Source organism: Bradyrhizobium sp., assembly GCF_030697065.1.
Taxonomy (GTDB): Bacteria; Pseudomonadota; Alphaproteobacteria; order Rhizobiales; family Xanthobacteraceae; genus Bradyrhizobium.
This window is the reverse complement of sequence record NZ_JAUYQU010000178.1, coordinates 1-20508: the sequence shown is the minus strand read 5'-3', so window position 1 is coordinate 20508 and position 20508 is coordinate 1. Positions and strand designations below refer to the sequence as shown.

The window sequence follows — 20508 nt, the reverse complement described above, 5'->3', positions numbered from 1 at the left end:
ATCATTTCTTTGGTTTGGCGAGCCTTATCTGAACGACCCGCTGGCCGCTCAACTGCGCGGTGCCGTAATGAGCATTGATCTCAAGTCCGTCGATCCGTATGCGCGGAATATTTTTGATGCCAAGGAGTGCCCGATCTTCAGCAATTATTGGACGCCACATGAAGCGCACCACCTCGCCTACGCTTCTGTCATCCCTGGCAAGGTCATGGTTTCGGTGCGGATTTTCGATCTCTACGCCGCGGCTGTCGCGGTGAGCGAGGAGCCGGGTCGTTACTTCCAGTCGCGAAACGATATGTCCAAACTAAAATTTATTGCGATTGATTCCGTTTCGAAGGAAACAATACACACAACCTTTGCCGAGGAGCGGCATCGATTAGCGTTGAAAATGACTGCTGAACGCCGCAAGCCGCCGTTTTGTGACCCGCTTTCATCGCAAGACTGATAGGAACCGCGAGCCCATGCTTACCACTGACGAACTGCTCAACGGCCTGCCGCCAGAAGCGACCCTTCGCTTCTTTGCAACGTTCGCCCGATTCGAGTTTGCCATGAAGCAATGTTCCTATCTCCGCTGGACCGAACTCGGGAGGATTGCGCAAGCGTGCCGCGAAAGTCTGTGCGCCGATCTGCCCGCCGATTTCTTCGAAAGTGTCCGTGAGGCCTACGTGGCCCCCGTTCTTATAGAGCGGCCTCCAAAGAACCTTTTTGTACAGGACGACGCGCAGCCCCAGTTCGGGAATCAGTCGCCACCACTGACCACGACCGCGCAATTATTGGATGCCGTTTGGCGCGTCCGCAATAATCTTTTTCATGGAAACAAAATGTACCCTGCCGATCGAGGCCGTGACGCGGAGTTGATGAACAATGCGCTAGCGGTGATCGACGCAATCATGCAACGAAAGCAAAACCTGTCGTCCGCATTTCACGATCCGCAACAATACTTCTAACGCGTTACTGCTGGCAGAAAATGGCTCTACCCTGGCTCAACGATCAACTCACTGCCATGAAGCCGAAAGCTCTTGACGAATTTTCGCGGACGACGATCATTGGGGCACAACATGCCTTGGCGGACGCCGCCAACCCTCTGCGGCTTAACTTCTTCAGCACGGCGATGCGTATCCTATTCGAGCACATGACCGGGACACTCGCCCCTATCGATCAGGTTGTCCAATCGGAATGGTTTGTTCCCGAGCGCGAAGATAAAGTACCCACACGATGGCAGCGAATTGTGTTTGCCATCCAAGGGGGCTTAAGCGACGACTTTGTCAAAAACACGCTTCAGATCGACATCGCTCCAAGCCGCAAAAAACTTATCAAGGCAGTCGATAATCTCAGCAAGCACGTGCATGGTCGCGAAGATACGATTATCGAAGAGCGCGACGAACAGGACGCGGCAGCGTCTGGCGCGATTGAAGCGCTCGGGAACTTTCTTGATACCTATCACGAGTGCCGCACGACGATCCTAGACGCGATTCAGCAGGAACTGGATGACGCGGCAGTGGACGCACTTCTCACCGACACCATTCAGGAAGTAGATGAGCTGGCGACGCATCATTCGGTCGAGGAGGTCTACGTCGGCCATACATCTGTGCGATCGATTGGCGCGCATTTCATAACCTACCGTGCCACGGGAACCATTGCGATCGGTCTCCAATGGGGATCAAATTCGGACATGCGTCGCGGTGACGGGGCCGAAGCTGATCTATCGTTTCCATTTCATTGCGACATTCAAGTGTCGCTCGACGATCCTCTCAATATGGCATTCAGCGAGACCGAGTACGTAGTTGATGTCAGCTCATGGCGGGACGGTATGGCGCCGGATGATGACGATCTTTGAGGTCGGTAGCCCACCGCTACGTGTTGCTTCGCACTTCGGGCGAAAATAGACCGAGTATTGTCGGCTGAGAGCCGCTGAAGCTTAACCTCAGCAACGGCCTTTGCCGCTAGGCCTTCGGAGGATCGGGATAGGCTCGGCCCAAGGCCTCGCTCAGGACGCGTATTCTCTTCTCAAAATAGCTAAGTGAATTCTTTGTCAGCGTGACCCATTCATCCCAAACCAAGGAGTGGCCAGGAGGCTTGGCTGGATCGTCGAGGATGGACGCGCGGGAACGGATCTGATCTCGGGACTGGCGAATTACGGCTAACGTGGCGTCCAAGTCTATGTCGGGATTGGCCTTGAAAGACTCGTTCAAGGTGTAGAGCATGCTTTGATCGTCGAGGGCTTCGGCGCTGGCTTCCATGGCCTGCCACTTACCTTCGGACAACAAGGTGAATGCGAGCTGATCGATGGCCTTGGCACGCTCGCGAATATCTTGCGTCTCCTCCGTTTGTGGCATTTCGCGGACTCCAAGACACATCGTGCTGATAAAACGCAGGCATTCGAAGAAACTGCTGGGGCGAGGACCGATGAGGCCGGGATAAGCCGCCATCAATTCATCGATAGGAACCGAAAGCGCCAAATAGTACCCGTTGAGTAGTTTCGCTTGCCCGGCCATGGGTGAGGGCTGCCGGTCTCCATCCAAGGCACTCATCTCTTCGATGTTTTCTGGAGAGAGGACGCATTTGAGAACGTCGCTAGTCACGTCGGAAAAATGCGCGGACTTCTGCAACGTCGCTGGCGTAGTCTTCATCGGATCAACCGACTGGAATTCCGGCGCGCCGCCGGCGCGGAAGGACGCCGCGACAAGCGCCGAACAAAAAGTGCGGTCGTCGTGGGGATGGGACAGATCGACACCCGGCACGACGGAAGCGATGGCCGCCCGCTTGGAATAGCCTTTGGCAAAAGACAGCATCGATGCACTCGCAGCGGCCCTTGCGATACCCGCATGCGGGTAGCGAAGCACCCGGACATGCTTGAGATCATGAACGAAGCACCTGCGCGAATTGATATTTGAGACCCCAGCATCGATGGCTTCGATGAGGGTTGGCGGCGTTGTGCACAGGAGCGCGTGGCTGAAGTCGCCGCGTGATCCAGCTGCGATAGCGTCGGAGACAGCCTTTCCTTTGAATGATGAGGACTCAACATTTCGTGTCAACACGACGTCGCCGGGTTGAAGCTTGTGGCCATCAAACACGTACACGTATAGCCCATCATATCTAGGGTTCTTTTCGGTCATCGATGCGGTCCTGTATAGCCCTCTGTTCGTTCCTACTAAGCCGAGGACCAGTGGCTCACTTCAAGCGCTGGAGCTTAATCGGCCGCTAGATTGTGGTAGAGTTCCCCAACGGCGTCAGAAACCTTCTTGGTGGCCGTGCTCTGCTTGAGCAATTCCAAGGACTGGGGCCACAGAATCGCGAAGCCGTTGGTCGCGACCCGAAAGGACTCCTGACAATCTTCGCAGCGACGAAACTCTTGCGCAACCGGCCGGCAGACAAGGCAATGACTCTGATTCACGCGCAACGGCTCGAAGTCTTGTTCGCATCCGCGACACGCGCGAGTGTCCAACTTCACGCGCGGGGCCGCCCGTGACCTGCGCAGCCGTGCCTTCGGCCCAGGATTCACCGCACGGTCTTATCTAGACCGCCACTTGTCTTCTTCGGCGCTGCAACGCTTTGAACAATACAGTGGACCCGATGCATGCTTGCTGAGAATGAACCGTTCGCCGCATCCTTCGTGGGCGCTGGTTCGAACGTTCAACATCTTGCGACCCTGTGCGGGCGAGCTTCAGCCCGTCTTCAATAAGCTGACGGACCACGGAAGCCAGTTGCCGGGAGGGGGTCCAGCGATTCGGTTGATCGCCTTCATTTGGTCGCGGCACAGCTTCAGGGTCAGGTAGCTAGCTCCGACGCCAAGCCGTAGCGGGCGGACAGGGCTTACGGCCGGGGTTCGTGCAACCGCCAAGCACCAGCCTTAAAGCATAATCCAGCGTTTATGTTTGACGGCCGCCTCTCTCAATTCGAGGAAGCGACTTGCTTGAACTGATTATGGCATGCCCGCTTTTCGGACCTAAACGGGCAGGCTGACGACATCCGTTCACCGGGGTAAAGCGGACTTCGCAATGCTGTCCGCCAAGGTCCGGAAATGACCCACACCGGACTTCGGACCAACGAACCGCCGTGTTCTTGAAATGCTCCAAAGTCACGATATGTTCCGACCTCTCGGGGTTATTGGCCTGTTCCCCCTAGTAATGGCCTAGTTGGATTTGCGCAGCAGTGGCCTGTTTTAAATGTTCCAACCGGTAGTAATACTGCGGTGAGCAATATTGCCCACTTTTGCGGAACGCGTCGCAACCGAGAGTGTTGGTTCTGTATCACCGCAATTTTTGGGCAGTTACCGGTGACAGAGAGTGTTGGGCTCCCGCCAATCAAGGCGATCAGCAAATGAAGATTTCTGAGAAGTACCGTCTCAAGGCTTTAGATTGTGAAAAGCGTGGTCGCGAGGCCAAGGAATACGAGGCTAAATGTGCATGGGCGGACGTAGCCATCGAATGGCATTGCCTTGCCAACCGAACGGCTCAGGAAAGCAGCCTAGATCGCGAACTGGAACCCAGCTGAAAATAGAAGGCCGCCTCATGGGCGGCCCTTTTCATTGGCCGACCTCAACCATCAGACGCTCCGTTTCGCAGGGCGCCGAGCCCTTGGACGAACAAATCTAACGTCCGATCATGCAGGATCAGTCGGGCCTCTTACGTTTTCAAAATAGTGGGAACCGTGCCCCCTCACATCCTGATCAGGACGATTTCGGCTGTCGATCAATTGGTGCTCCCTAAACCCACGATTCTTGAACAAATTGTCCTTCGCCGAAGATTGTTCACTATCACGCGCGCAAACTTTGTTTACCTCAAGGTGAATTCCAATCGCACACAATGTTAACTGCGATCCCCGTTTTAACCGGCGACTGTAACTGAATCTCGGGTCCGGAGTGTTGGATAACTACTCGAAAAGTTGCTGAGCGCAAAGTTCATCGGAATATCTGCCGGGCACTGGCCTCAGCGCGACGAACTACACACGGTAGCAGAAATGCTGCAAAGCCTGCCATTAGGATATCAAATGAACTCCACCCTTGTTGAAGGCGATATCGCAGTTGCTGTCATCGACGCTCTGACGTCCCAAATCTGCGTTGTTGATCCGGAGGGCGTGATCTTTGCCGTAAACCGCGCCTGGAAGCAATTTACCGCCGAGAACTCTCCTGGCCAAGTTCGTGATCATATTGGCGTTAGCTATCTTAATGTCTGCCGGCATTCAATCGGACCTGGTTCGGAAGAAGCACTAGACTTTGCCAACGGATTGCGTGCCGTGCTCCGCGGTGAACGAGAGTTCTTCCAGATCGAATACCCGTGCCATTCCGCGCAAGAGATCCGGTGGTTTCTTGCGCGGGTGAGTCCCTTGCGGCGCAGGTCTTCCTCTATCAAGCACAACAATATCGGCGCGGTCGTCTCTCATATCAACATTACTGACCGAAAATTCGCCGAAATGGAGTACGCAAAATTGGCTTCGACGGATCAGCTGACGGGACTGCCAAATCGTCGGTTTTTCGATGAGTTTGCCAAACTTGATATGGACCGATTTCTGCAATTCGGAGAACCGTCTTCGTTGCTGATGGTCGATCTGGACCACTTCAAAACTATCAACGATACCTACGGCCATGCAGCAGGCGATGAGGTCCTCCGTCGCGTTGCTGCGCTCGGTAAGCTAGTTTTCCGTAGCTGTGATCTGTTTGTTAGATGGGGCGGTGAAGAGTTCGTTTGTCTGCTCCCCCGCACCGACGAATGGGGCGCGATACTGGCTGCAGAAAAGCTGCGCTCGGCAATAGAACAGCTTTCGATCTTCAGCAACGGAAACGCTTTACCGGTGACAGCGAGCATTGGTGTGGCGTCGATTGACAGCGCCGATCAAGCTATAGATAGCGCGCTGCTCCGCGCTGACTATGCATTGTACCGCGCAAAGGATTGTGGTCGCAATCGCGTAAGAAGCTGAAACGTTACAGCCGGCCTGATGTCCCACGTCTCATCGCTGGCGCTGATGAGGTCATTTTGAATGAGGTCGGTGAGATGTCTCTTGTTGGCACTTTTCGGACCGGAGGCGATGTCCGGTTCGAGTCTGCAATTCGCGGGATAGCGGGCATCGAGCTACGCCCACGCCCCTCGATTGATGAGTGTGGCGCCCCGGGCCGATCGTCGCTCACGGATTGCGCTCCGGAAGCATGGCGACAAATCCGCCGGCGGCGGCGGAACCCGCAAGCCCCAGACTTCTTGGTCATCCGAACCCTTGCTGGAGGTTACCGGATTGATCCGCCTGTTCGTCGCCACGATATTGTCGGGCGCGCTGCTGTTGCCCGCCGCTGCCGCCAGCCTGGACGCTGCGGCCGTCAACAATGCCGAGTATTCCGCCGAGCGGGCAGCCGATGACCGGATCGATGCCGCCGTCGTCAGGATCCAGATCCTGCTCGACCGTATCAGGTTTTCGCCAGGGGAGATCGACGGCAAGCTGGGCGAAAATGCCGAGAAAGCCCTGAAAGCATTCGCCGAGGCCAAGGGTCTCGCCTCCGACAAGCTTCCCAATCAGGAGATATGGAAGGCGCTCGTTGAGGCCGGCGAAGGCGCCGCGATCACCGAGTATACGATCTCGGAAAAAGACGTGAAGGGACCCTTCCTGGAAAAGCTGCCTGCAAAAATGGACGACATGAAGAGCCTCAAGGCTCTCGGCTACACCAGTCCGCGCGAGGCGCTTGCCGAGAAATTTCACATGAGCGAGGGTCTGCTCGCCGCACTCAACCCCGGCAAGACCTTCGACAAGGCCGGCGAGGTCGTACTCGTTGCCAACGTACGGGAAAAGCCGGCTAAACTGGCGATCGGCCGCATCGAGGTCGACAAATCAGGTCAAACGGTCAAGGCTTTCGACGCCGCGGGCGCGCTGGTGGCGTTCTTTCCGGCGACGGTCGGCAGCGAGGAGAAGCCGACGCCGACCGGCAGCCTCAAGGTCGTCTCTGTCCATGCCAATCCGCATTACCGCTACAATCCGGACTACAAATTCAAAAGCGTGAAATCGAAAAAGGCCTTCACCATCAAGCCCGGGCCGAACAACCCGGCGGGATCGTTCTGGATCGGATTGTCGTCGGAAGGGATTGGCATTCACGGTACCGCCCATCCTTCCAAGATCAGCAAAGCCGAATCCCACGGTTGCGTTCGGCTGACCAACTGGGATGCGGGATTGCTGGGGGCCAGTGTCAAGAAAGGTACTCAGGTGCAGTTTGTGGACGTCTCGGGCAGCGCCAAAAAGCGCTGATTTCACAAGCACCTGTATCGGTGCATGGGGTTGTTTTCGATATTCTGGCGCAGCGCGCTCACGCGGCATCACGCCCCACAACGAATTCAAGCCGATTCTGGAACCGAACGGAACTGCCGGCGTTGCCGACGACAATTGCACGGGAGAGACTGAGATGAGCCGCGGATTTCCATCCATGACTGCGCTGCTGGGATTGCTAGCGATCGCCGGGTACCAGAACCGCGACAAGCTAGCGGAGATGCTCAACGGGGCCGGAGCCAACAAGGCCAACCCCGGTGGCGGCGCCGGCTCTCCATTGGGAGGCCTGTTGGGTAACCTTGGCGGCATGCTGGGTGGCGCCGGCGCCGGCGGCCTGCTGAATGGCGGCATCGGCGAATTGCTGGAGAGGTTCAAGCAGAACGGCGAAGGCGAGACCGCTGATTCCTGGGTTCATGACGGGCCCAACAAGGAAGTCGCACCTCCTCAGCTGAAGAAGGCGATCGGAGCCGATGTGCTGGCGGAGCTGGAGAAGCAAACCGGTCTTTCGCAGGAAGAGCTGCTGGCAAGGCTCTCGCGCGAATTGCCGACCGCCATCGACAAATACACGCCGGGCGGCCGACTGCCCAACGATTAACCCGAATTACCGTCATCACCAGGATCAGCAAGGAAGTACGAGATGAGCATATTGTGGACCATCATCATTGGTTTTCTCGCCGGCGTGATCGCCAAGTTCATCATGCCGGGCGATAACGAGCCATCAGGCTTCATTCTCACCACGATTCTCGGGATCGTCGGCGCCTTCGTGGCGACGTTTCTCGGGCAGTCGCTGGGATGGTATACTGCCGGTCAGGGCGCCGGCCTGATCGGCGCGGTGGTCGGCGCGATCGTCGTGCTGGTCGTGTACGGGATGGTGGCCGGACGTCGTCGAACGATCTAGTTCGAGAGGCGGCGCTCGCTGAGACCGTTGTCTCAGCGGGCGTCGCCGGCGGAATTTATGTGCAGGACGATATCGATCGCCCCCGCAAACCCCTCGTTCTCGTTCGACCTCGTGACATGCTTCGCGTGTTGCCTGATGTCGTCGGCGGCGTTGCCCATCGCGATCGAGAGGCCGCTTTTCGCAAACATCGCCAGATCGTTCTCCATATCGCCGATGGTGGCGACCGCGTCGGTCGAAATGCCGAGACGCCTGGCCATCGTCTCGACGAAGGTGCCCTTGTTGCGGCCCGGCGGGGTGACGTCGAGATAGTAGCTTTGCGACCGGACCGCGGTGGCTTGTTCGCCCAGGGTTTGCTGCATCGCCGCTTCGCAGCGCTGCAGCCGTGCCGCGTCGCTGCTGGCGCCGACGATCTTGCAGGCGGCGGGCAGGTAAGGCGTGAAATCGGCGACGACGGTCGGGTCCGCCCGGATCGCCCGCATTTCGTTCGCGACATACTCCCCGTCGCCGTTCCGGGTGAGCCAGCGATCGTTGGTGAACAGCCAGACATCGACACCGAATTCGGCGAAGACATCGAGGCTGGCTTGCACCGTGCCCGCCGGGATCAGGTGCTGTTCGATCGGATTCAGTCGCGGGTCCAGAATGGAACTGCCGTTGAACGATCCGACCGGCAGCGCGATCTCCAGCGGCTCGATCAGAAACCGCATCCCGACCGAGGGACGGCTGGAGACGATGGTGAAGCCGATGCCAGCATCGCGAAGCCGCCGCACCGCGTCCGTCGTGGCGTCGGTCAGGACCTTCTCCCTGGTGACCAGGGTGCCGTCGACATCGGAGACCACGAGTGCGATGCGGCTCATGGGCGGTTCCTGCTGTCGCGGCCAGGCCCGAGCCGGCGGATGATGTCATCGACGATGGTTTCGACCGGCGCGTCGATCGACACCGTCACGGGATGTTCGTTTTGCGCCGGCGGCTCCAGCGTCCCGAACTGGCTCGCCAGCAGTCCCGGCGGCATGAAATGACCTTTGCGCGCGGCAAGCCGGGCGGCGATCAAATCCTGCGTGCCGTCGAGGTAAACGATCCTGACATCGTCACGGCCATGCACGAGAACCTCGCGATAGGCGCGCCTCAGCGCCGAACAGGCGATCACCGCGCGTTCGCCGGCCCCGCACACCCGGTCGATCTCGTCGGCGATCGCCTGCAGCCAGGGCCAGCGATCCTGATCCGTGAGCGGTTGACCGGCGCTCATTTTGGCGACGTTGCCGGCGGGGTGAAACCTGTCGCCATCCTCGAACCTCCAGCCCAGGCGTTCGGCCAGCCTTTCGCCAACCGAACTCTTGCCGGAGCCGGATACCCCCATCACGATCAGCGCGCACGGCATTTCGGCGATCTCATCGGCCACGGAAATGCTCCGGCATTGCCGCCCGCCTGTCGGCGTCCGCTGTCTCGAACAACATTTCCCGGCGGGAGGCGAGCGCCAGTTCGGCCGGATCGGCAACCGCGATTACATGGCGATGGTCGCTGGCCATCTAGCCGAGCTTTCGCCAGCTGCGGCCGTCCCGCGACAGCAGGGCATTCGCCTGATCGGGACCTTCGCTGCCGGCCTGGTAGCCGAGCAGGCCGTTGGCGCCGGCATTCTTCCAGGCATCCAGGAACGGTTGCACCGCCTTCCAGCCGGCTTCCACGCTGTCGGCGCGCTGAAACAGGATGTTGTCGCCGATCATGCAGTCATGGATCAGCGTCTCGTAGCCGGTGCTGGGCTCCGCCTCGAAGTAATCCTTGTAGCGGAACTTCATCTCGACGCCTTCGATCCTGATCGCGGGCCCGGGCACCTTGGTGTTGAAATGTAGCGCGATGCCCTCGGTCGGCGCCACGCCGATCACGAGATAGTTCTGCGCCAGTGTCTCCACCGGGGTGCAGTTGAACATCGCGAACGGCGCCTGCTTGAACTTGATCGCCACTTCGGTGCGCTTGACGCCGAGCGCCTTGCCGGTGCGCAGGTAGAAGGGAACGCCGGCCCAGCGCCAGTTGTCGATGGTCAGCTTCAGCGCTGCATAGGTCTCGGTGGTGCTGGCGGGATCGACGTCCCCGGTGTCGCGATAGTCCCCGATCTCGACATTGTCGATTCTGCCGGCCCGGTACTGGCCGCGCACGGAATTCCGCAGGGCTTCGCTTTCGCCCGGAACCTGGATCGCCGCCAGCACGTCGGCCTTCTCGGCGCGCACCGAATGCGCATCGAACCGGATCGGCGGCTCCATCGCGACCAGCGACAGCAGCTGGAACAGATGGTTCGGCACCATGTCGCGCAGCGCGCCGGTCGAATCGTAGAAGCCGCCGCGATGGCCGACGTCGAGCTTTTCGTCGACCGTGATCTGCACATGGTCGATGTGGTTGCGATTCCAGATCGGCTCGAACATGCCGTTGGCGAAGCGCAGCACCAGGATGTTCTGCACCGTCTCCTTGCCGAGATAATGGTCGATCCGGTAGATCTGGTGTTCGTCGACGATGCTCAGCAGTTCGGCGTTCAGCGCCCTGGCCGAAGCCAGGTCGGTGCCGAACGGCTTTTCGACCACCAGCCGCCGCCACGCGCCGCCTTCCTGCCGCAGCATGCCGGTGCGGCCGAGTTCGCGGGCGATCGGCGCGAAGGCATCGGGCGGGGTGGCCAGATAGAACAGGCGGTTGCCGCCGGTCTGCCTGGCGGCCTCGAGTTCATCGAGCTGCGCCTCCATGCGGTCGAACGAGGCGGGCTCCTCCGGATCGGCGGCGATGCAGGTGACGCAACCGAGGAGGCGTGCGGCGGTCTCATCCTCGACCGGACGGGTGGCGAATTCGCGCAGGCCCTTCATCAGGCTGTCGCGCAGCGCCTGGTTCGACATCGTCTTGCGGGTGATGCCGACCACGCAGAATTTTTCGGGCAGGAGGCCGGTGGCCGCCAGATTGTACAGCGCCGGGATCACCAGCCGGTGGGCGAGGTCGCCGGTGGCGCCGAAGATCACGAAGGCACTGGGTTCGGGCTTTTTCTGGACCGGCTGATCTGAAGGCATCGGCGGTTACGCCTTCGGTCTGACGATATCAGGCGCGTTCTGCCGCACCGGATCCGCATGCTGCTGCGGCTCCTTGTGGCCGCCGAAACCGTCGCGCATCGCGGAAAGAACCTTCTCCGCGAACGTGTGCTCCTGGCGCGAGCGAAACCGCGCGAACAGCGCCGCGGTGAGAACCTCGGCCGGGACCGCCTCGTCGATGGCGGCATTCACCGTCCAGCGGCCCTCGCCGGAATCCTCGACATGCCCCGAATAGTTCTCCAGCGTCGGATTCCTGGCAAGCGCCGAGGAAGTGAGGTCGAGCAGCCAGGACGGGATCACGCTGCCGCGTCGCCAGACCTCGGCGATGTCGGCGATATCGAGATCGAACCGATGCGCGGCGGGCAGGGCGTCGATATTGGCATTGCGGAGGATATCGAAACCCTCGGCATAGGCCTGCATCAGGCCGTATTCGATGCCGTTGTGGATCATCTTGACGAAATGCCCCGACCCGACCGGGCCGGCGTGGATATAGCCCTGCTCGATCCTGGCATCGCGACCCTCGCGCCCCCCGGTGCGCGGAATGTCGCCGATCCCCGGCGCGAGACTCGCGAAAATCGGATCGAGCCGGTCGACCACCGCCTTGTCGCCGCCGATCATCATGCAATAGCCGCGCTCGATGCCCCAGACGCCGCCGGAGGTGCCGACATCGACATAGTGAAGGCCGCGTTCCTTCAGCGCCTTGCCGCGGCGGACGTCGTCCTGCCAGAACGAGTTGCCGCCGTCGATGATGACGTCGCCGCTTTCCATCCACTTTGTCAGTTCATCGATCGTCGCCTCGGTGATCGCGCCCGCGGGGAGCATCACCCAGGCGGTGCGCGGCCGCTCCAGTTTGGAAACGAAATCCTGCAGCGAACTGCCGCCGGTTGCGCCTTCCGCTGCGAGGCTAGCGACCGCCCTGGCGTCCTTGTCGTAGACCACGGCGGTGTGGCCGTGCCTCATCAGGCGGCGGACGATATTGCCGCCCATCCGCCCAAGGCCGATCATGCCGAGCTGCATCTGGAATACCCTTTAATTCAAGGCCTCGGTGATCGCGGCATCGAGCATCCTCAGTCCCGAGGCGAGATCGCCCTTCAGATGCACGCGCAGCGCACGACGGCCGCGCTCGGTCAGCACGTCGAAATCGCCGCGGGCCTGCGCCGCCTTGATCACGCCGAAGCTGGCCTTCTGGCCGGGCACCGCGAGATCCCTGTCGTCGTCGGCGGTGATCTGCAGGAAGACGCCGCTGTCGGGACCGCCCTTGTAGGCCTGTCCGGTGGAATGCAGGAAGCGCGGCCCGAATTCGGCGCAGGTCGCGACATGGCGCTTGTCGCGCACCGCCAGCCGCATCTTCTGCAGGCTGTCGATATGATCGGCATTGCGTTCGATATAGGCGAGCAGGGCGACATAGTCGCCGGCGCCGGCGCGGGCGAGGTGGGCCTTCAGCCAGGAGCCGAGATCGCCATCGGCGCCGGCCTTGCGCAGGTCGGCGGCATTGCCGTCGTCGGTGTAGAGATCCGCCGCGGCGGTGGAGAGGACGGGTTTTTCCGCAGGCAGTTTTCCTGTCTTCTCGAACGCAGCGGTCAGCTCGCGGGTCTTGATCTTGGCGTCCTCGACATCGGGCTGGTTGAACGGATTGACGCGGAGCACCGCGCCTGCCACCGCCGTCGCCATCTCGAACCGGAAGAACTCCTGGCCGATATGGTCGATCGATTTCATGACGATGCGGACCACCGGATGCCCGTCCGCTTCCAGCGCGGCCAGCTTCGCGTCATGCGCTGCGTCATCTTCGCCTTCGGTGCGGATGTCGATGAAGAACCGATCCTTGCCGTAGAGCGCGGCATCGCCGAGCGGTTCGCCGTCGATCGGGATCAGGCCCTTGCCGTTCTTCCCCGTGGATTCCGCGATCAGTTGCTCGGCCCAGGCGCCGAAATCGGCAACCTTTGCCGACGAGAGGATGGTGACCTTGTCGCGGCCCTCGAGGCCGGCCAGCCCCATCGCGAGGCCGAGCTGCACGCCGGGATTTTCGTGCGGCGGCACGTCGGGTCCGCAGGAGCGAACCATCGCCAGCGTATGCTGGATCAGGTTGCGGACATCGATGCCGGCGGTTGCGGCCGGCACCAGCCCGAACGGCGACAGCACGGAATAGCGTCCGCCGATCGTGGAATCGCCATGGAAGATGCGGGCAAAGCCCTGCCTGGTCGCGACCTTCTCCAGCGACGAGCCGGGATCGGTCACCGCGAGGAAGCGGTGGCCGGCCTTGTCGGCGCCGATGGTCTCCGACACGCGCTCGAAGAAATAATCCTTCATCGCGTTGGGCTCGGTGGTGCCGCCGGATTTGCTGGAGACGATGAAAACGGTGTTGGCGAGATTGATCGAGGCCTGCAGCGTGCGGACCTGCGCGGGATCGGTGGAATCGAGCACGTGCAGTCTCGGGAAGCCGGGCTGCCTCGCGAACGTCTGCGCCAGCACTTCCGGCCCGAGGCTCGATCCGCCCATGCCGAGCACCACGGCGTCGCTGAAGTTCTGCCCTTTCACGCGCTGCGCGTAATCCTCGTAGTCGGCGATATCGGCAGCCCCGGCGCTGTTGAGCCAGCCCAGCCATTTGTGTTCGTCGGCCCCGGTCCAGACCGATTTGTCGTGCTGCCATAGGCGGCGGATGGTTGCTGCGGCGCGCCAGTCCTCGGTGGCCTTCTCGACCGCCTTGGCGAGGGTGCCGCCGAGCTTCATCTGCTGGCGGTCGATGCCTGCGCCGAGCACGCTGGCGCGCTTGTGCGCGACCGCGCCGTAGAGCTTGTCGGCGGCATCGGCAAACAGCCTGACGCCGTCCTTGACCAGTTCGGCGGTGATGGCGTCGAGCGAGATTCCGGACTTCCCGAGTTCGGCGAGCACCTGTCTTGCGTCGTCGATATTCTCCTCGAGGCTGTCGCGTGGCGTGCCGTGGTCGCGGAAGGCGTCGAGCGTCGCCGGCGGCACCGTATTGACGGTGTTGGGTCCGATCAGCTCCTCGACATAGAGCACGTCGCTGTAGTCCTTGTTCTTGGTGCCGGTCGAGGCCCACAGCAGCCGCTGCGGCTTGGCGCCCTTGGCCGCCAGCTTCTCCCAGCGCGCGCCGGAGAACAGCCGCTTGTAGTCCTGGTAGGCCATCTTGGCGTTGGCGATGGCGACCTTGCCCTTCAGCGCAGCGAGGCGCTGCTTCTCGGTGGGGTCGTTGGCCCGGGCAATCTTCTCGTCGAGCTCCTTGTCAACCGCGCTGTCGATCCGGCTGACGAAGAAGGAGGCGACGCTGGCGACTCGCGAGGGATCGCCGCCGCCCTTGACGAATTTTTCAAGGCCCGCGAGATAGGCTTCGGCGACCTCTACATAGACTTGCTGCGAGAACAGCAGCGTGATGTTGATGCTGATGCCCTTGCCGATCAGATGCTGGATCGCGGGCAGGCCTTCCGGTGTCGCCGGCACCTTGACCATCAGGTTCTTGCGGGCAACGTCTTTCCACAGCCGCTCGGCCTCGCCGATCGTGCCTTTGGTGTCCATCGCCAGATAGGGCGAGACCTCCAGACTGACGAAACCGTCCTCGCCCTTCAACAGGTCATGCACCGGGCGCAGCACGTCCGCGGCGTTCTGGATGTCCTCGATTGCCAGATGCTCGAAAAGCTCCGCGACCGGGCGATCGCCCGCTTTCAGGGCAGTTCCAATCGCGCCGTCATATTCGTCCGAACTGCCGATCGCCTTCTCGAAGATCGACGGATTGGAGGTGACGCCCTTGACGCCGTCGGTGTCGATCAGCTGCTTGAGGTCGCCCCTGGCGACGAAGCCGCGGGCCAGGAAATCCAGCCAGATCGCCTGGCCGTGGTTTTCGAGTGCTTTGACGGGATTCATGATGCCTTGTTCTGTTCGAGCAGGGTTTTTTCGGATTCCGGCACCTTTTCTGGCGGGAGGCCGGATTGTCAACACGTCGTTGGGCAACGCAGAGGAGGGGAATACGCGTATCCCGAGGGCTAACGCCATTCACAACGGTTCGATCCCGGGAACAGGCTATTTGACCGCCTGGGTTCTGCTCGCTCAACTCAAATCTGACAGGCCGCCCGGTTTTCCTTTGCCGGACCGTTGCGCGATCCCGCCGCGGGCGCGGCCTTTTCCACCGGATTGCGCTTTGGAATCAGTGCAGTGTTGGGACCCAGGCGGGACTCCGGGGCCGTTCCACAGCAAACGCCCTGTAGCGTTTGACCCTTGGCCGCCATCGATAGGTTGGTCGGGGTTAAGCATTTTGATTGTGTCGAATGCAATGTCGCACCCGTCGAACCTTGCTTGCGTGATCTCGACCTTTATGATCGATAGAATCTGTAAAAGGACGAGCATGAGGGAAATGCTGACGTTGGCCGGGGAGAACCTGAACTCTCCCATGATTCTCAGTTTCGTACTCGGTCTCTCGGCCGCGTTGGTGCGATCGGATTTAAGCTTTCCTGAAGCGATCGCCAAGGGAATGTCGCTCTATCTTCTGTTTGCAATTGGGTTCAAAGGCGGAGTAGGCGTGGCCGCTCACGGGGCGGATGCGCGGCTGGTTGCTGCGCTGCTGGCAGGGGTCGTGCTGTCACTGGTACTGCCCTTCCTCGCATTCGTGCTTCTCCGGTCGCTGGCTCAAGTGTCGATCATCGATGCGGCGGCCGTGGCTGGACATTACGGCTCCATTTCAATCGTGACGTTCCTGACCGCGAGCGCGCTTTTGACTGAACGCGGCGTTCCGGCCGAGAGCTATATGGTGGCTATTGCTGCAGCGATGGAAGCCCCGGCGATCTTGTCGGCGTTGTGGCTGGTCGCGTGGCGCGGTGAAGGCGTCGAAAAGCAGGGCGCAAAGGCGTGGCGTGAGATTTTGTTGAACGGGTCCATCGTGCTGCTTGTCGGTGCATTCGTAATTGGCTGGTTTACCGGGCAGGACGGACTGGCTCAGATCGAGAGCTTCATTGTTTCGCCGTTCAAGGGCGTACTTTGCCTGTTTCTGCTCGACATGGGCCTAGTTGCCGGTCGGGGACTGTTGAGCAGCCGCGGAATTCTCAAGCCGGGCATGCTGATTTTCGCTGTGTTGATGCCGCTGACAGGAGCAACACTTGGCCTCGCAGCGGGCTTGGCGCTTGGGCTTTCACAGGGTGGCGTGACGCTCTTGATGGTGCTTTGCGCCTCCGCTTCGTACATCGCCGTTCCCGCCGCCATGCGAGTGGCGCTCCCGCAGGCGAACCCCGGGCTGTCGCTCACGCTTTCGCTGGGGCTGACGTTTCCGTTCAATCTGATTCTTGGAATACCGCTGTACCTGGCAGTGACCGAATTCATAACGAGACCATGATTGAGGGCTGCGGATATGGAGATGCACAGCGCCAAACGCGTGGAAATTATCATCGAAGCGATGATGGAACGCCGCCTGACCGATGCTCTGGTCGGCGTTGGCGTGACAGGCTACACGGTGCTCCCGGTCAGCGGCGGGTCCGGGCGGTCCGGGCAATGGACACGCGAGGGACAGGTGAGCCGGGCCAGCGGGATGGTGGTGGTGATTTGCCTCGTTCGTCCGGAACGCCTGGACGGTCTGCTCGATGCGGTTTTTTCGGTCGTGAGCCGCCATATTGGCGTAATCAACGTCACTGACGCATTGGTGCTCCGGGCCGAGAGGTTCTAACCAGGAGAACAGCTGCACTCGCAAACATCAGCCAGGATCTTTTTTATACCTTTCGGAGAGACCGAAGTAAGTCGGCTTTCTGCACACGTCCCCCGGCATCGATATTCAGAATTTTGCAATCTAGTCTGTTCCTGGCACCTTTGAGACATGCCTGCCCACGGTAGGAATGTCTGCCCATGGGGCTGGACCGGAAGTGGTGTCCTGCCGTCAAACCGACGCGAATGACCCAAGGCCGGGATGCTGTCTTAAATCGCCGCGCGAACCCAAACTCGGCCCCATTTACCATCGCGACGAGCATGGTACGATCCGCTTGCGGGTCGCGAGGACGACCGCCGCGAACTACCGGACTGAAAGGTCCAGACGACATTGCATCCTCTCACTTCGAATCCGCTTCACAGGAGGGACCCTTGAGCATGAAAACTATCCGATCGTCCGACGTGGCGGAGGCGCCGCCGCAGACGTGGTCCAACATGAAGGTGGCAAACGGATATTTCCACATCGCGGGCATGACCGGCTCGGGGCCCAAGGGGGAGCATCCAGGCGACGACATGTACATTCAGACCAAGTCGATCTTTCAGAAGTTCAAGCACCTGCTGGAAGCCGCGGGCGGCAAGATGAATGACATCATGTCTATCACGGTGTACGTCACCAATCTCGATGAAAACACCGAGGTGTGGCGTGCGCGCCGGGAGTTCTTCACCGGCGATTTTCCTTGCTCAACCTTGATCGAGGTAAAGCGTGTTGGTTCGCCCAAGGCCAGCCCGCCGCTCAAGGTGGAGATCAACGCGACCGGCCTGATCGGCGCGGGTGGTTAGTTCGCCGACCTAACGGTCTGGGTAGTGCCAGCGATAATTAATGCGGGAGCGATCCCGCCTGATCGCCCTATTGGCACAAATCGACGGTTAGAGGGCGGGCCGTGAGGCACCCGATAGTCATGTGCTGAAGGGCGACGGCTGGAGGAGCGCGTGCAGATGCCGGCAAGATTGGCCTCTCAATCACCGTCCGGGCGCTGCCCAGGATTATGGTGAACGTCCGAATTGCTATCCGCCTTGCAGGGGACCGAGAATACGACGAATATCAAATCGGCGCGTCAGTCATATGGGGAATCCCGGACTAAACGCTTCCGAACGACGAGAGGACCCGCATGCAAGATATCGTTGCAGAAACCCGCGCGGTTGCGGTGCCGAGCCATCCGCTGGACCCATTGACGCCGGGCGAGATCCGTCGCGCCGCGGCCTTGGTGCGGGCAACGCACGATCTCGGGGTGGGCATGATGTTCGAGACAATCACCCTGCACGAACCGGACAAGAGCTTGGTGCGCATCGCCGGGCCGGGGAAGACTTCTGCGCGCGAAGCCTTCGTATGTGCTTTCGACCGCACCAATGGCAAAGTCTGGGAGGCTCGGGTCGATCTCATCGCGGATCAGGTCGTCGATTGGCGGCATGTGCCCGGCGTTCGGCCACGTATCCTGCTCGATGACATCACTCTGGTGGGAGAGGTAGCCCGAGCCGATCCGCGTTTTCGATCGGCACTGGCCAAACGCGGCATTACCGACATAGAAAATGTCCAGGTCGATCCCTGGTCTGCAGGCAACTATGGCCTGCCGGATGAGGAGGGCCGGCGGCTCTCGCATACGTTCTGCTGGTACCGGAACGAGAAGAATGACAACGGCTATGCTCATCCGATCGAGGGACTTTGTGCCGTGATCGATCTGGACCGGAAGGAGGTTCTTCGCGTCGACGATTATGGTGTGGCTGAAGTCCCAATGCAGAGCCGCAACTATGCGGCACGCTATCGCACCGCCTTCAGGGACGATGTGAAACCGCTGGAAATCGTGCAGCCGGCCGGCCCGGGCTTCGTTGTCGAGGGTAACGAGGTTCGCTGGCAGAAATGGCGTTTCCGGGTGGGTTTCAATGCGCGCGAGGGATTGGTGCTGCATGCGATCGGCTACGAGGATGACGGCAAGCTGCGGCCCGTCCTGCATCGGGCGGCCCTGTCGGAAATGGTCGTGCCCTACGGACATCCCGGCGGCGGACATTTCCGCAAGAACGCCTTCGACGTTGGCGAATACGGCATTGGAGTGCTGGCAAACTCGCTGACACTGGGCTGTGACTGTCTCGGCGCCATCCGCTATTTCGACGCATGGCTGGCCGACAGCAAGGGCGATCCTTATTGCATCGAGAGCGCGGTGTGCCTGCACGAGGAGGATTTCGGTATCCTGTGGAAGCATACCGACCTGTTCACCGGCGAGGTCGATGTGCGGCGTGCCCGTCGCCTGGTGGTGTCCTCGATCTCGACCGTTGGCAATTACGAATACGGCTCGTTCTGGTACTTTCATCAGGACGGCTCGATTCACTTCGAAATGAAGGCGACCGGCATTCTTAATACGGCCGGCCTTCGGCCCGGCGAAGCGCCTGACTATGGCACCATCGTTTCACCCGGCGTTTATGCACACTATCACCAGCACATCTTCAACATGCGTCTCGACATGGCAGTCGACGGCGAGCGCAACCGGGTCGTCGAGGTCGATACGGTGGCTTTGCCTGTCGGCGCCGACAATCCGTACGGCAATGCCTTCACCATCCGCGAGACCGTCCTGGAATCCGAGCAAAAGGCCCAGCGCAACGTCGATTTCAACGCTGCCCGGTTCTGGAAAATTGAAAGTTCCGAAGCCCGCAATGCGCTCGGCAAGCCCACCGCCTACAAGCTACTACCGTTAAGTCCCGTGCCGACTTTCTCCAGCCCCCAATCGATGGTGGCCAAACGTGCGGCCTTCATGATGCGGCAGCTTTGGGTTACGGCATATCATCCCGACGAGATCTATGCGGCCGGCCGTTATCCCAACCAGAGCAGCGGTGGCGACGGGTTGCCGGCATGGACTGCCGCGGATCGGCCGATCGCCGATACCGATATCGTGGTCTGGCACAGCTTTGGCCTGCACCATATTCCTCGTCCCGAGGATTTTCCGGTCCAGCCGGTGATCACGGCCGGTTTTGCGCTTCACCCCGCGGGGTTCTTTTCCGAGAACCCGGCTCTGGACGTTCCGCCGGCCGCGAGCAGTTTGAGCTGTTGCGTTGGCGGTGCATGAATCCATTCTTGATACTGTGAGCGGCCCGACCGCTTCGAGGGCAGGCGCAAAGGGTGCAGCCGATTTTCAAGCACAGAGAGCGCAAGCGGCTTCATGTTGCCCTTCGGCACATTTCGGACATGGCGCGATGTCTGGCTTAAGGCCGTTATGCCACCAAAGCGGACGTTCGCCGACGACCGCGCTGCCTCCATCGCATTTGCAGTCAGCGGGCTCAACGGCTCCTGCAGGCCCTTTGCACCGCAACCCATCCTGTTCGCCCACCTGCGACAAATCAACCCGTCGGGTAACATTTCGCTTTTCCGGAAACCCGAAACACCGGTATGACTCATCCCATCCTGTCCTCAAGCAAGGGGCGTTGGCCATCGTCACCGAACGTTGGGATGGGATGCGGTGGACGCGGCGGCATCGAGCGCGGAATGGGATCGCAGGGCGGGATAAACTCCGTGAGCGATCACAGAACGGGCAGACGAGCGGTGTCGAAGCGTACGGCAAAATCGTGTGGACCTGGCGCCTCAGTGGTCGGCGTCAAGTCTCGCGGAGGCGCGAAAGCCCGACCGGGCTCGAG

General features: G+C 60.5%; 18 protein-coding genes. 12 read left to right on the top strand and 6 right to left on the bottom strand.

Features of this window, described 5'->3' with window-relative positions; genetic code table 11:
• The 3 genes from Q8R73_RS14085 to Q8R73_RS14075 form a co-directional block, all read left to right on the top strand.
• Positions 1–442: hypothetical protein (locus Q8R73_RS14085; RefSeq protein WP_305720158.1), on the top strand; the 442-nt coding region annotated here is incomplete at its 5' end.
• Positions 443–458: 16 nt separating this feature from the next.
• Positions 459–944, top strand: coding sequence for a hypothetical protein (locus tag Q8R73_RS14080; protein WP_305720157.1), 486 nt, complete (start codon positions 459–461; stop codon positions 942–944).
• 20 nt (positions 945–964) lie between these two features.
• Entirely contained in the window at positions 965–1834 is an 870-nt protein-coding gene (locus Q8R73_RS14075; protein WP_305720156.1) for a hypothetical protein, read from the top strand.
• 106 nt (positions 1835–1940) lie between these two features.
• On the opposite strand, the gene Q8R73_RS14070 is transcribed toward Q8R73_RS14075, so the two are convergent.
• Positions 1941–3113, bottom strand: a complete 1173-nt coding sequence (locus Q8R73_RS14070) for a hypothetical protein (protein ID WP_305720155.1) — start codon at positions 3111–3113, stop codon at positions 1941–1943.
• A 1204-nt stretch (positions 3114–4317) separates the two neighbouring features.
• Here Q8R73_RS14070 and Q8R73_RS14065 point away from each other — a divergent pair.
• The 5 genes from Q8R73_RS14065 to Q8R73_RS14045 all read left to right on the top strand — a co-directional run bounded on the left by Q8R73_RS14065 (position 4318) and on the right by Q8R73_RS14045 (position 8137).
• Positions 4318–4491 carry a hypothetical protein gene (locus Q8R73_RS14065; protein ID WP_305720154.1) on the top strand — a complete coding sequence of 58 codons (174 nt, stop codon included), beginning with the start codon at positions 4318–4320 and terminating at the stop codon, positions 4489–4491.
• Between the two features lie 495 nt (positions 4492–4986).
• Positions 4987–5913 carry a sensor domain-containing diguanylate cyclase gene (locus Q8R73_RS14060; RefSeq protein ID WP_305720153.1) on the top strand — a complete coding sequence of 309 codons (927 nt, stop codon included), beginning with the start codon at positions 4987–4989 and terminating at the stop codon, positions 5911–5913.
• Between the two features lie 309 nt (positions 5914–6222).
• Positions 6223–7221, top strand: a complete 999-nt coding sequence (locus Q8R73_RS14055; RefSeq protein WP_305720152.1) for a L,D-transpeptidase family protein — start codon at positions 6223–6225, stop codon at positions 7219–7221.
• Positions 7222–7375: 154 nt separating this feature from the next.
• Positions 7376–7834, top strand: coding sequence for a YidB family protein (locus Q8R73_RS14050; protein ID WP_305720151.1), 459 nt, complete (start codon positions 7376–7378; stop codon positions 7832–7834).
• Between the two features lie 42 nt (positions 7835–7876).
• The gene (locus tag Q8R73_RS14045) at positions 7877–8137 is read left to right on the top strand and encodes a GlsB/YeaQ/YmgE family stress response membrane protein (protein WP_305720150.1); all 261 of its coding nucleotides are present in this window, start codon (positions 7877–7879) and stop codon (positions 8135–8137) included.
• Positions 8138–8169: 32 nt separating this feature from the next.
• Here Q8R73_RS14045 and Q8R73_RS14040 read toward each other — a convergent pair whose 3' ends face one another.
• The 5 genes from Q8R73_RS14040 to Q8R73_RS14020 all read right to left on the bottom strand — a co-directional run bounded on the left by Q8R73_RS14040 (position 8170) and on the right by Q8R73_RS14020 (position 15069).
• Positions 8170–8991, bottom strand: coding sequence for a Cof-type HAD-IIB family hydrolase (locus Q8R73_RS14040; protein WP_305720149.1), 822 nt, complete (start codon positions 8989–8991; stop codon positions 8170–8172).
• A complete protein-coding gene (locus tag Q8R73_RS14035) occupies positions 8988–9491 on the bottom strand; it encodes a gluconokinase (RefSeq protein WP_305720161.1) in 504 nt (167 codons plus the stop codon). The genes Q8R73_RS14040 and Q8R73_RS14035 overlap by 4 nt, the downstream gene beginning before the upstream one ends.
• 169 nt (positions 9492–9660) lie before the next feature.
• Positions 9661–11175: a glucose-6-phosphate dehydrogenase gene (gene zwf / locus Q8R73_RS14030; RefSeq protein WP_305720148.1), complete on the bottom strand. Its 1515-nt coding sequence runs from the start codon at positions 11173–11175 to the stop codon at positions 9661–9663.
• Between the two features lie 6 nt (positions 11176–11181).
• Positions 11182–12210, bottom strand: coding sequence for a phosphogluconate dehydrogenase (NAD(+)-dependent, decarboxylating) (gnd, locus tag Q8R73_RS14025; RefSeq protein WP_305720147.1), 1029 nt, complete (start codon positions 12208–12210; stop codon positions 11182–11184).
• A gap of 12 nt (positions 12211–12222) precedes the next feature.
• Positions 12223–15069, bottom strand: coding sequence for a bifunctional transaldolase/phosoglucose isomerase (locus Q8R73_RS14020; RefSeq protein WP_305720146.1), 2847 nt, complete (start codon positions 15067–15069; stop codon positions 12223–12225).
• Positions 15070–15547: 478 nt separating this feature from the next.
• On the opposite strand from Q8R73_RS14020, the gene Q8R73_RS14015 reads away from it, so the two are divergent.
• The 4 genes from Q8R73_RS14015 (at position 15548) to Q8R73_RS14000 (ending at position 19943) form a co-directional block, all read left to right on the top strand.
• Complete coding sequence (locus tag Q8R73_RS14015; protein ID WP_371126098.1) at positions 15548–16528, top strand: sodium-dependent bicarbonate transport family permease; 981 nt, start codon at positions 15548–15550, stop codon at positions 16526–16528.
• A 21-nt stretch (positions 16529–16549) separates the two neighbouring features.
• Positions 16550–16855 (top strand): P-II family nitrogen regulator, encoded by a 306-nt coding sequence (locus Q8R73_RS14010; protein WP_305720145.1) that lies wholly within the window; start codon positions 16550–16552, stop codon positions 16853–16855.
• 413 nt (positions 16856–17268) lie between these two features.
• The gene (locus tag Q8R73_RS14005; protein ID WP_305720159.1) at positions 17269–17670 is read left to right on the top strand and encodes a RidA family protein; all 402 of its coding nucleotides are present in this window, start codon (positions 17269–17271) and stop codon (positions 17668–17670) included.
• A gap of 329 nt (positions 17671–17999) precedes the next feature.
• A complete protein-coding gene (locus Q8R73_RS14000; protein WP_305720144.1) occupies positions 18000–19943 on the top strand; it encodes a primary-amine oxidase in 1944 nt (647 codons plus the stop codon).
• Positions 19944–20508 lie beyond the last annotated feature (565 nt).

Coding starts and splice junctions, on each gene's coding strand:
- Q8R73_RS14015 (WP_371126098.1), top strand. CDS start 15,548: ATGAGGGAAATGCTGACGTTGGCCGGGGAGAACCTGAACTCTCCCATG.
- Q8R73_RS14000 (WP_305720144.1), top strand. CDS start 18,000: ATGCAAGATATCGTTGCAGAAACCCGCGCGGTTGCGGTGCCGAGCCAT.
- Q8R73_RS14040 (WP_305720149.1), bottom strand. CDS start 8,991: ATGAGCCGCATCGCACTCGTGGTCTCCGATGTCGACGGCACCCTGGTC.
- Q8R73_RS14045 (WP_305720150.1), top strand. CDS start 7,877: ATGAGCATATTGTGGACCATCATCATTGGTTTTCTCGCCGGCGTGATC.
- gnd (WP_305720147.1), bottom strand. CDS start 12,210: ATGCAGCTCGGCATGATCGGCCTTGGGCGGATGGGCGGCAATATCGTC.
- Q8R73_RS14080 (WP_305720157.1), top strand. CDS start 459: ATGCTTACCACTGACGAACTGCTCAACGGCCTGCCGCCAGAAGCGACC.
- Q8R73_RS14035 (WP_305720161.1), bottom strand. CDS start 9,491: ATGGGGGTATCCGGCTCCGGCAAGAGTTCGGTTGGCGAAAGGCTGGCC.
- Q8R73_RS14065 (WP_305720154.1), top strand. CDS start 4,318: ATGAAGATTTCTGAGAAGTACCGTCTCAAGGCTTTAGATTGTGAAAAG.
- Q8R73_RS14075 (WP_305720156.1), top strand. CDS start 965: ATGGCTCTACCCTGGCTCAACGATCAACTCACTGCCATGAAGCCGAAA.
- Q8R73_RS14010 (WP_305720145.1), top strand. CDS start 16,550: ATGCACAGCGCCAAACGCGTGGAAATTATCATCGAAGCGATGATGGAA.
- Q8R73_RS14020 (WP_305720146.1), bottom strand. CDS start 15,069: ATGAATCCCGTCAAAGCACTCGAAAACCACGGCCAGGCGATCTGGCTG.
- Q8R73_RS14070 (WP_305720155.1), bottom strand. CDS start 3,113: ATGACCGAAAAGAACCCTAGATATGATGGGCTATACGTGTACGTGTTT.
- Q8R73_RS14060 (WP_305720153.1), top strand. CDS start 4,987: ATGAACTCCACCCTTGTTGAAGGCGATATCGCAGTTGCTGTCATCGAC.
- zwf (WP_305720148.1), bottom strand. CDS start 11,175: ATGCCTTCAGATCAGCCGGTCCAGAAAAAGCCCGAACCCAGTGCCTTC.
- Q8R73_RS14005 (WP_305720159.1), top strand. CDS start 17,269: ATGAAAACTATCCGATCGTCCGACGTGGCGGAGGCGCCGCCGCAGACG.
- Q8R73_RS14050 (WP_305720151.1), top strand. CDS start 7,376: ATGAGCCGCGGATTTCCATCCATGACTGCGCTGCTGGGATTGCTAGCG.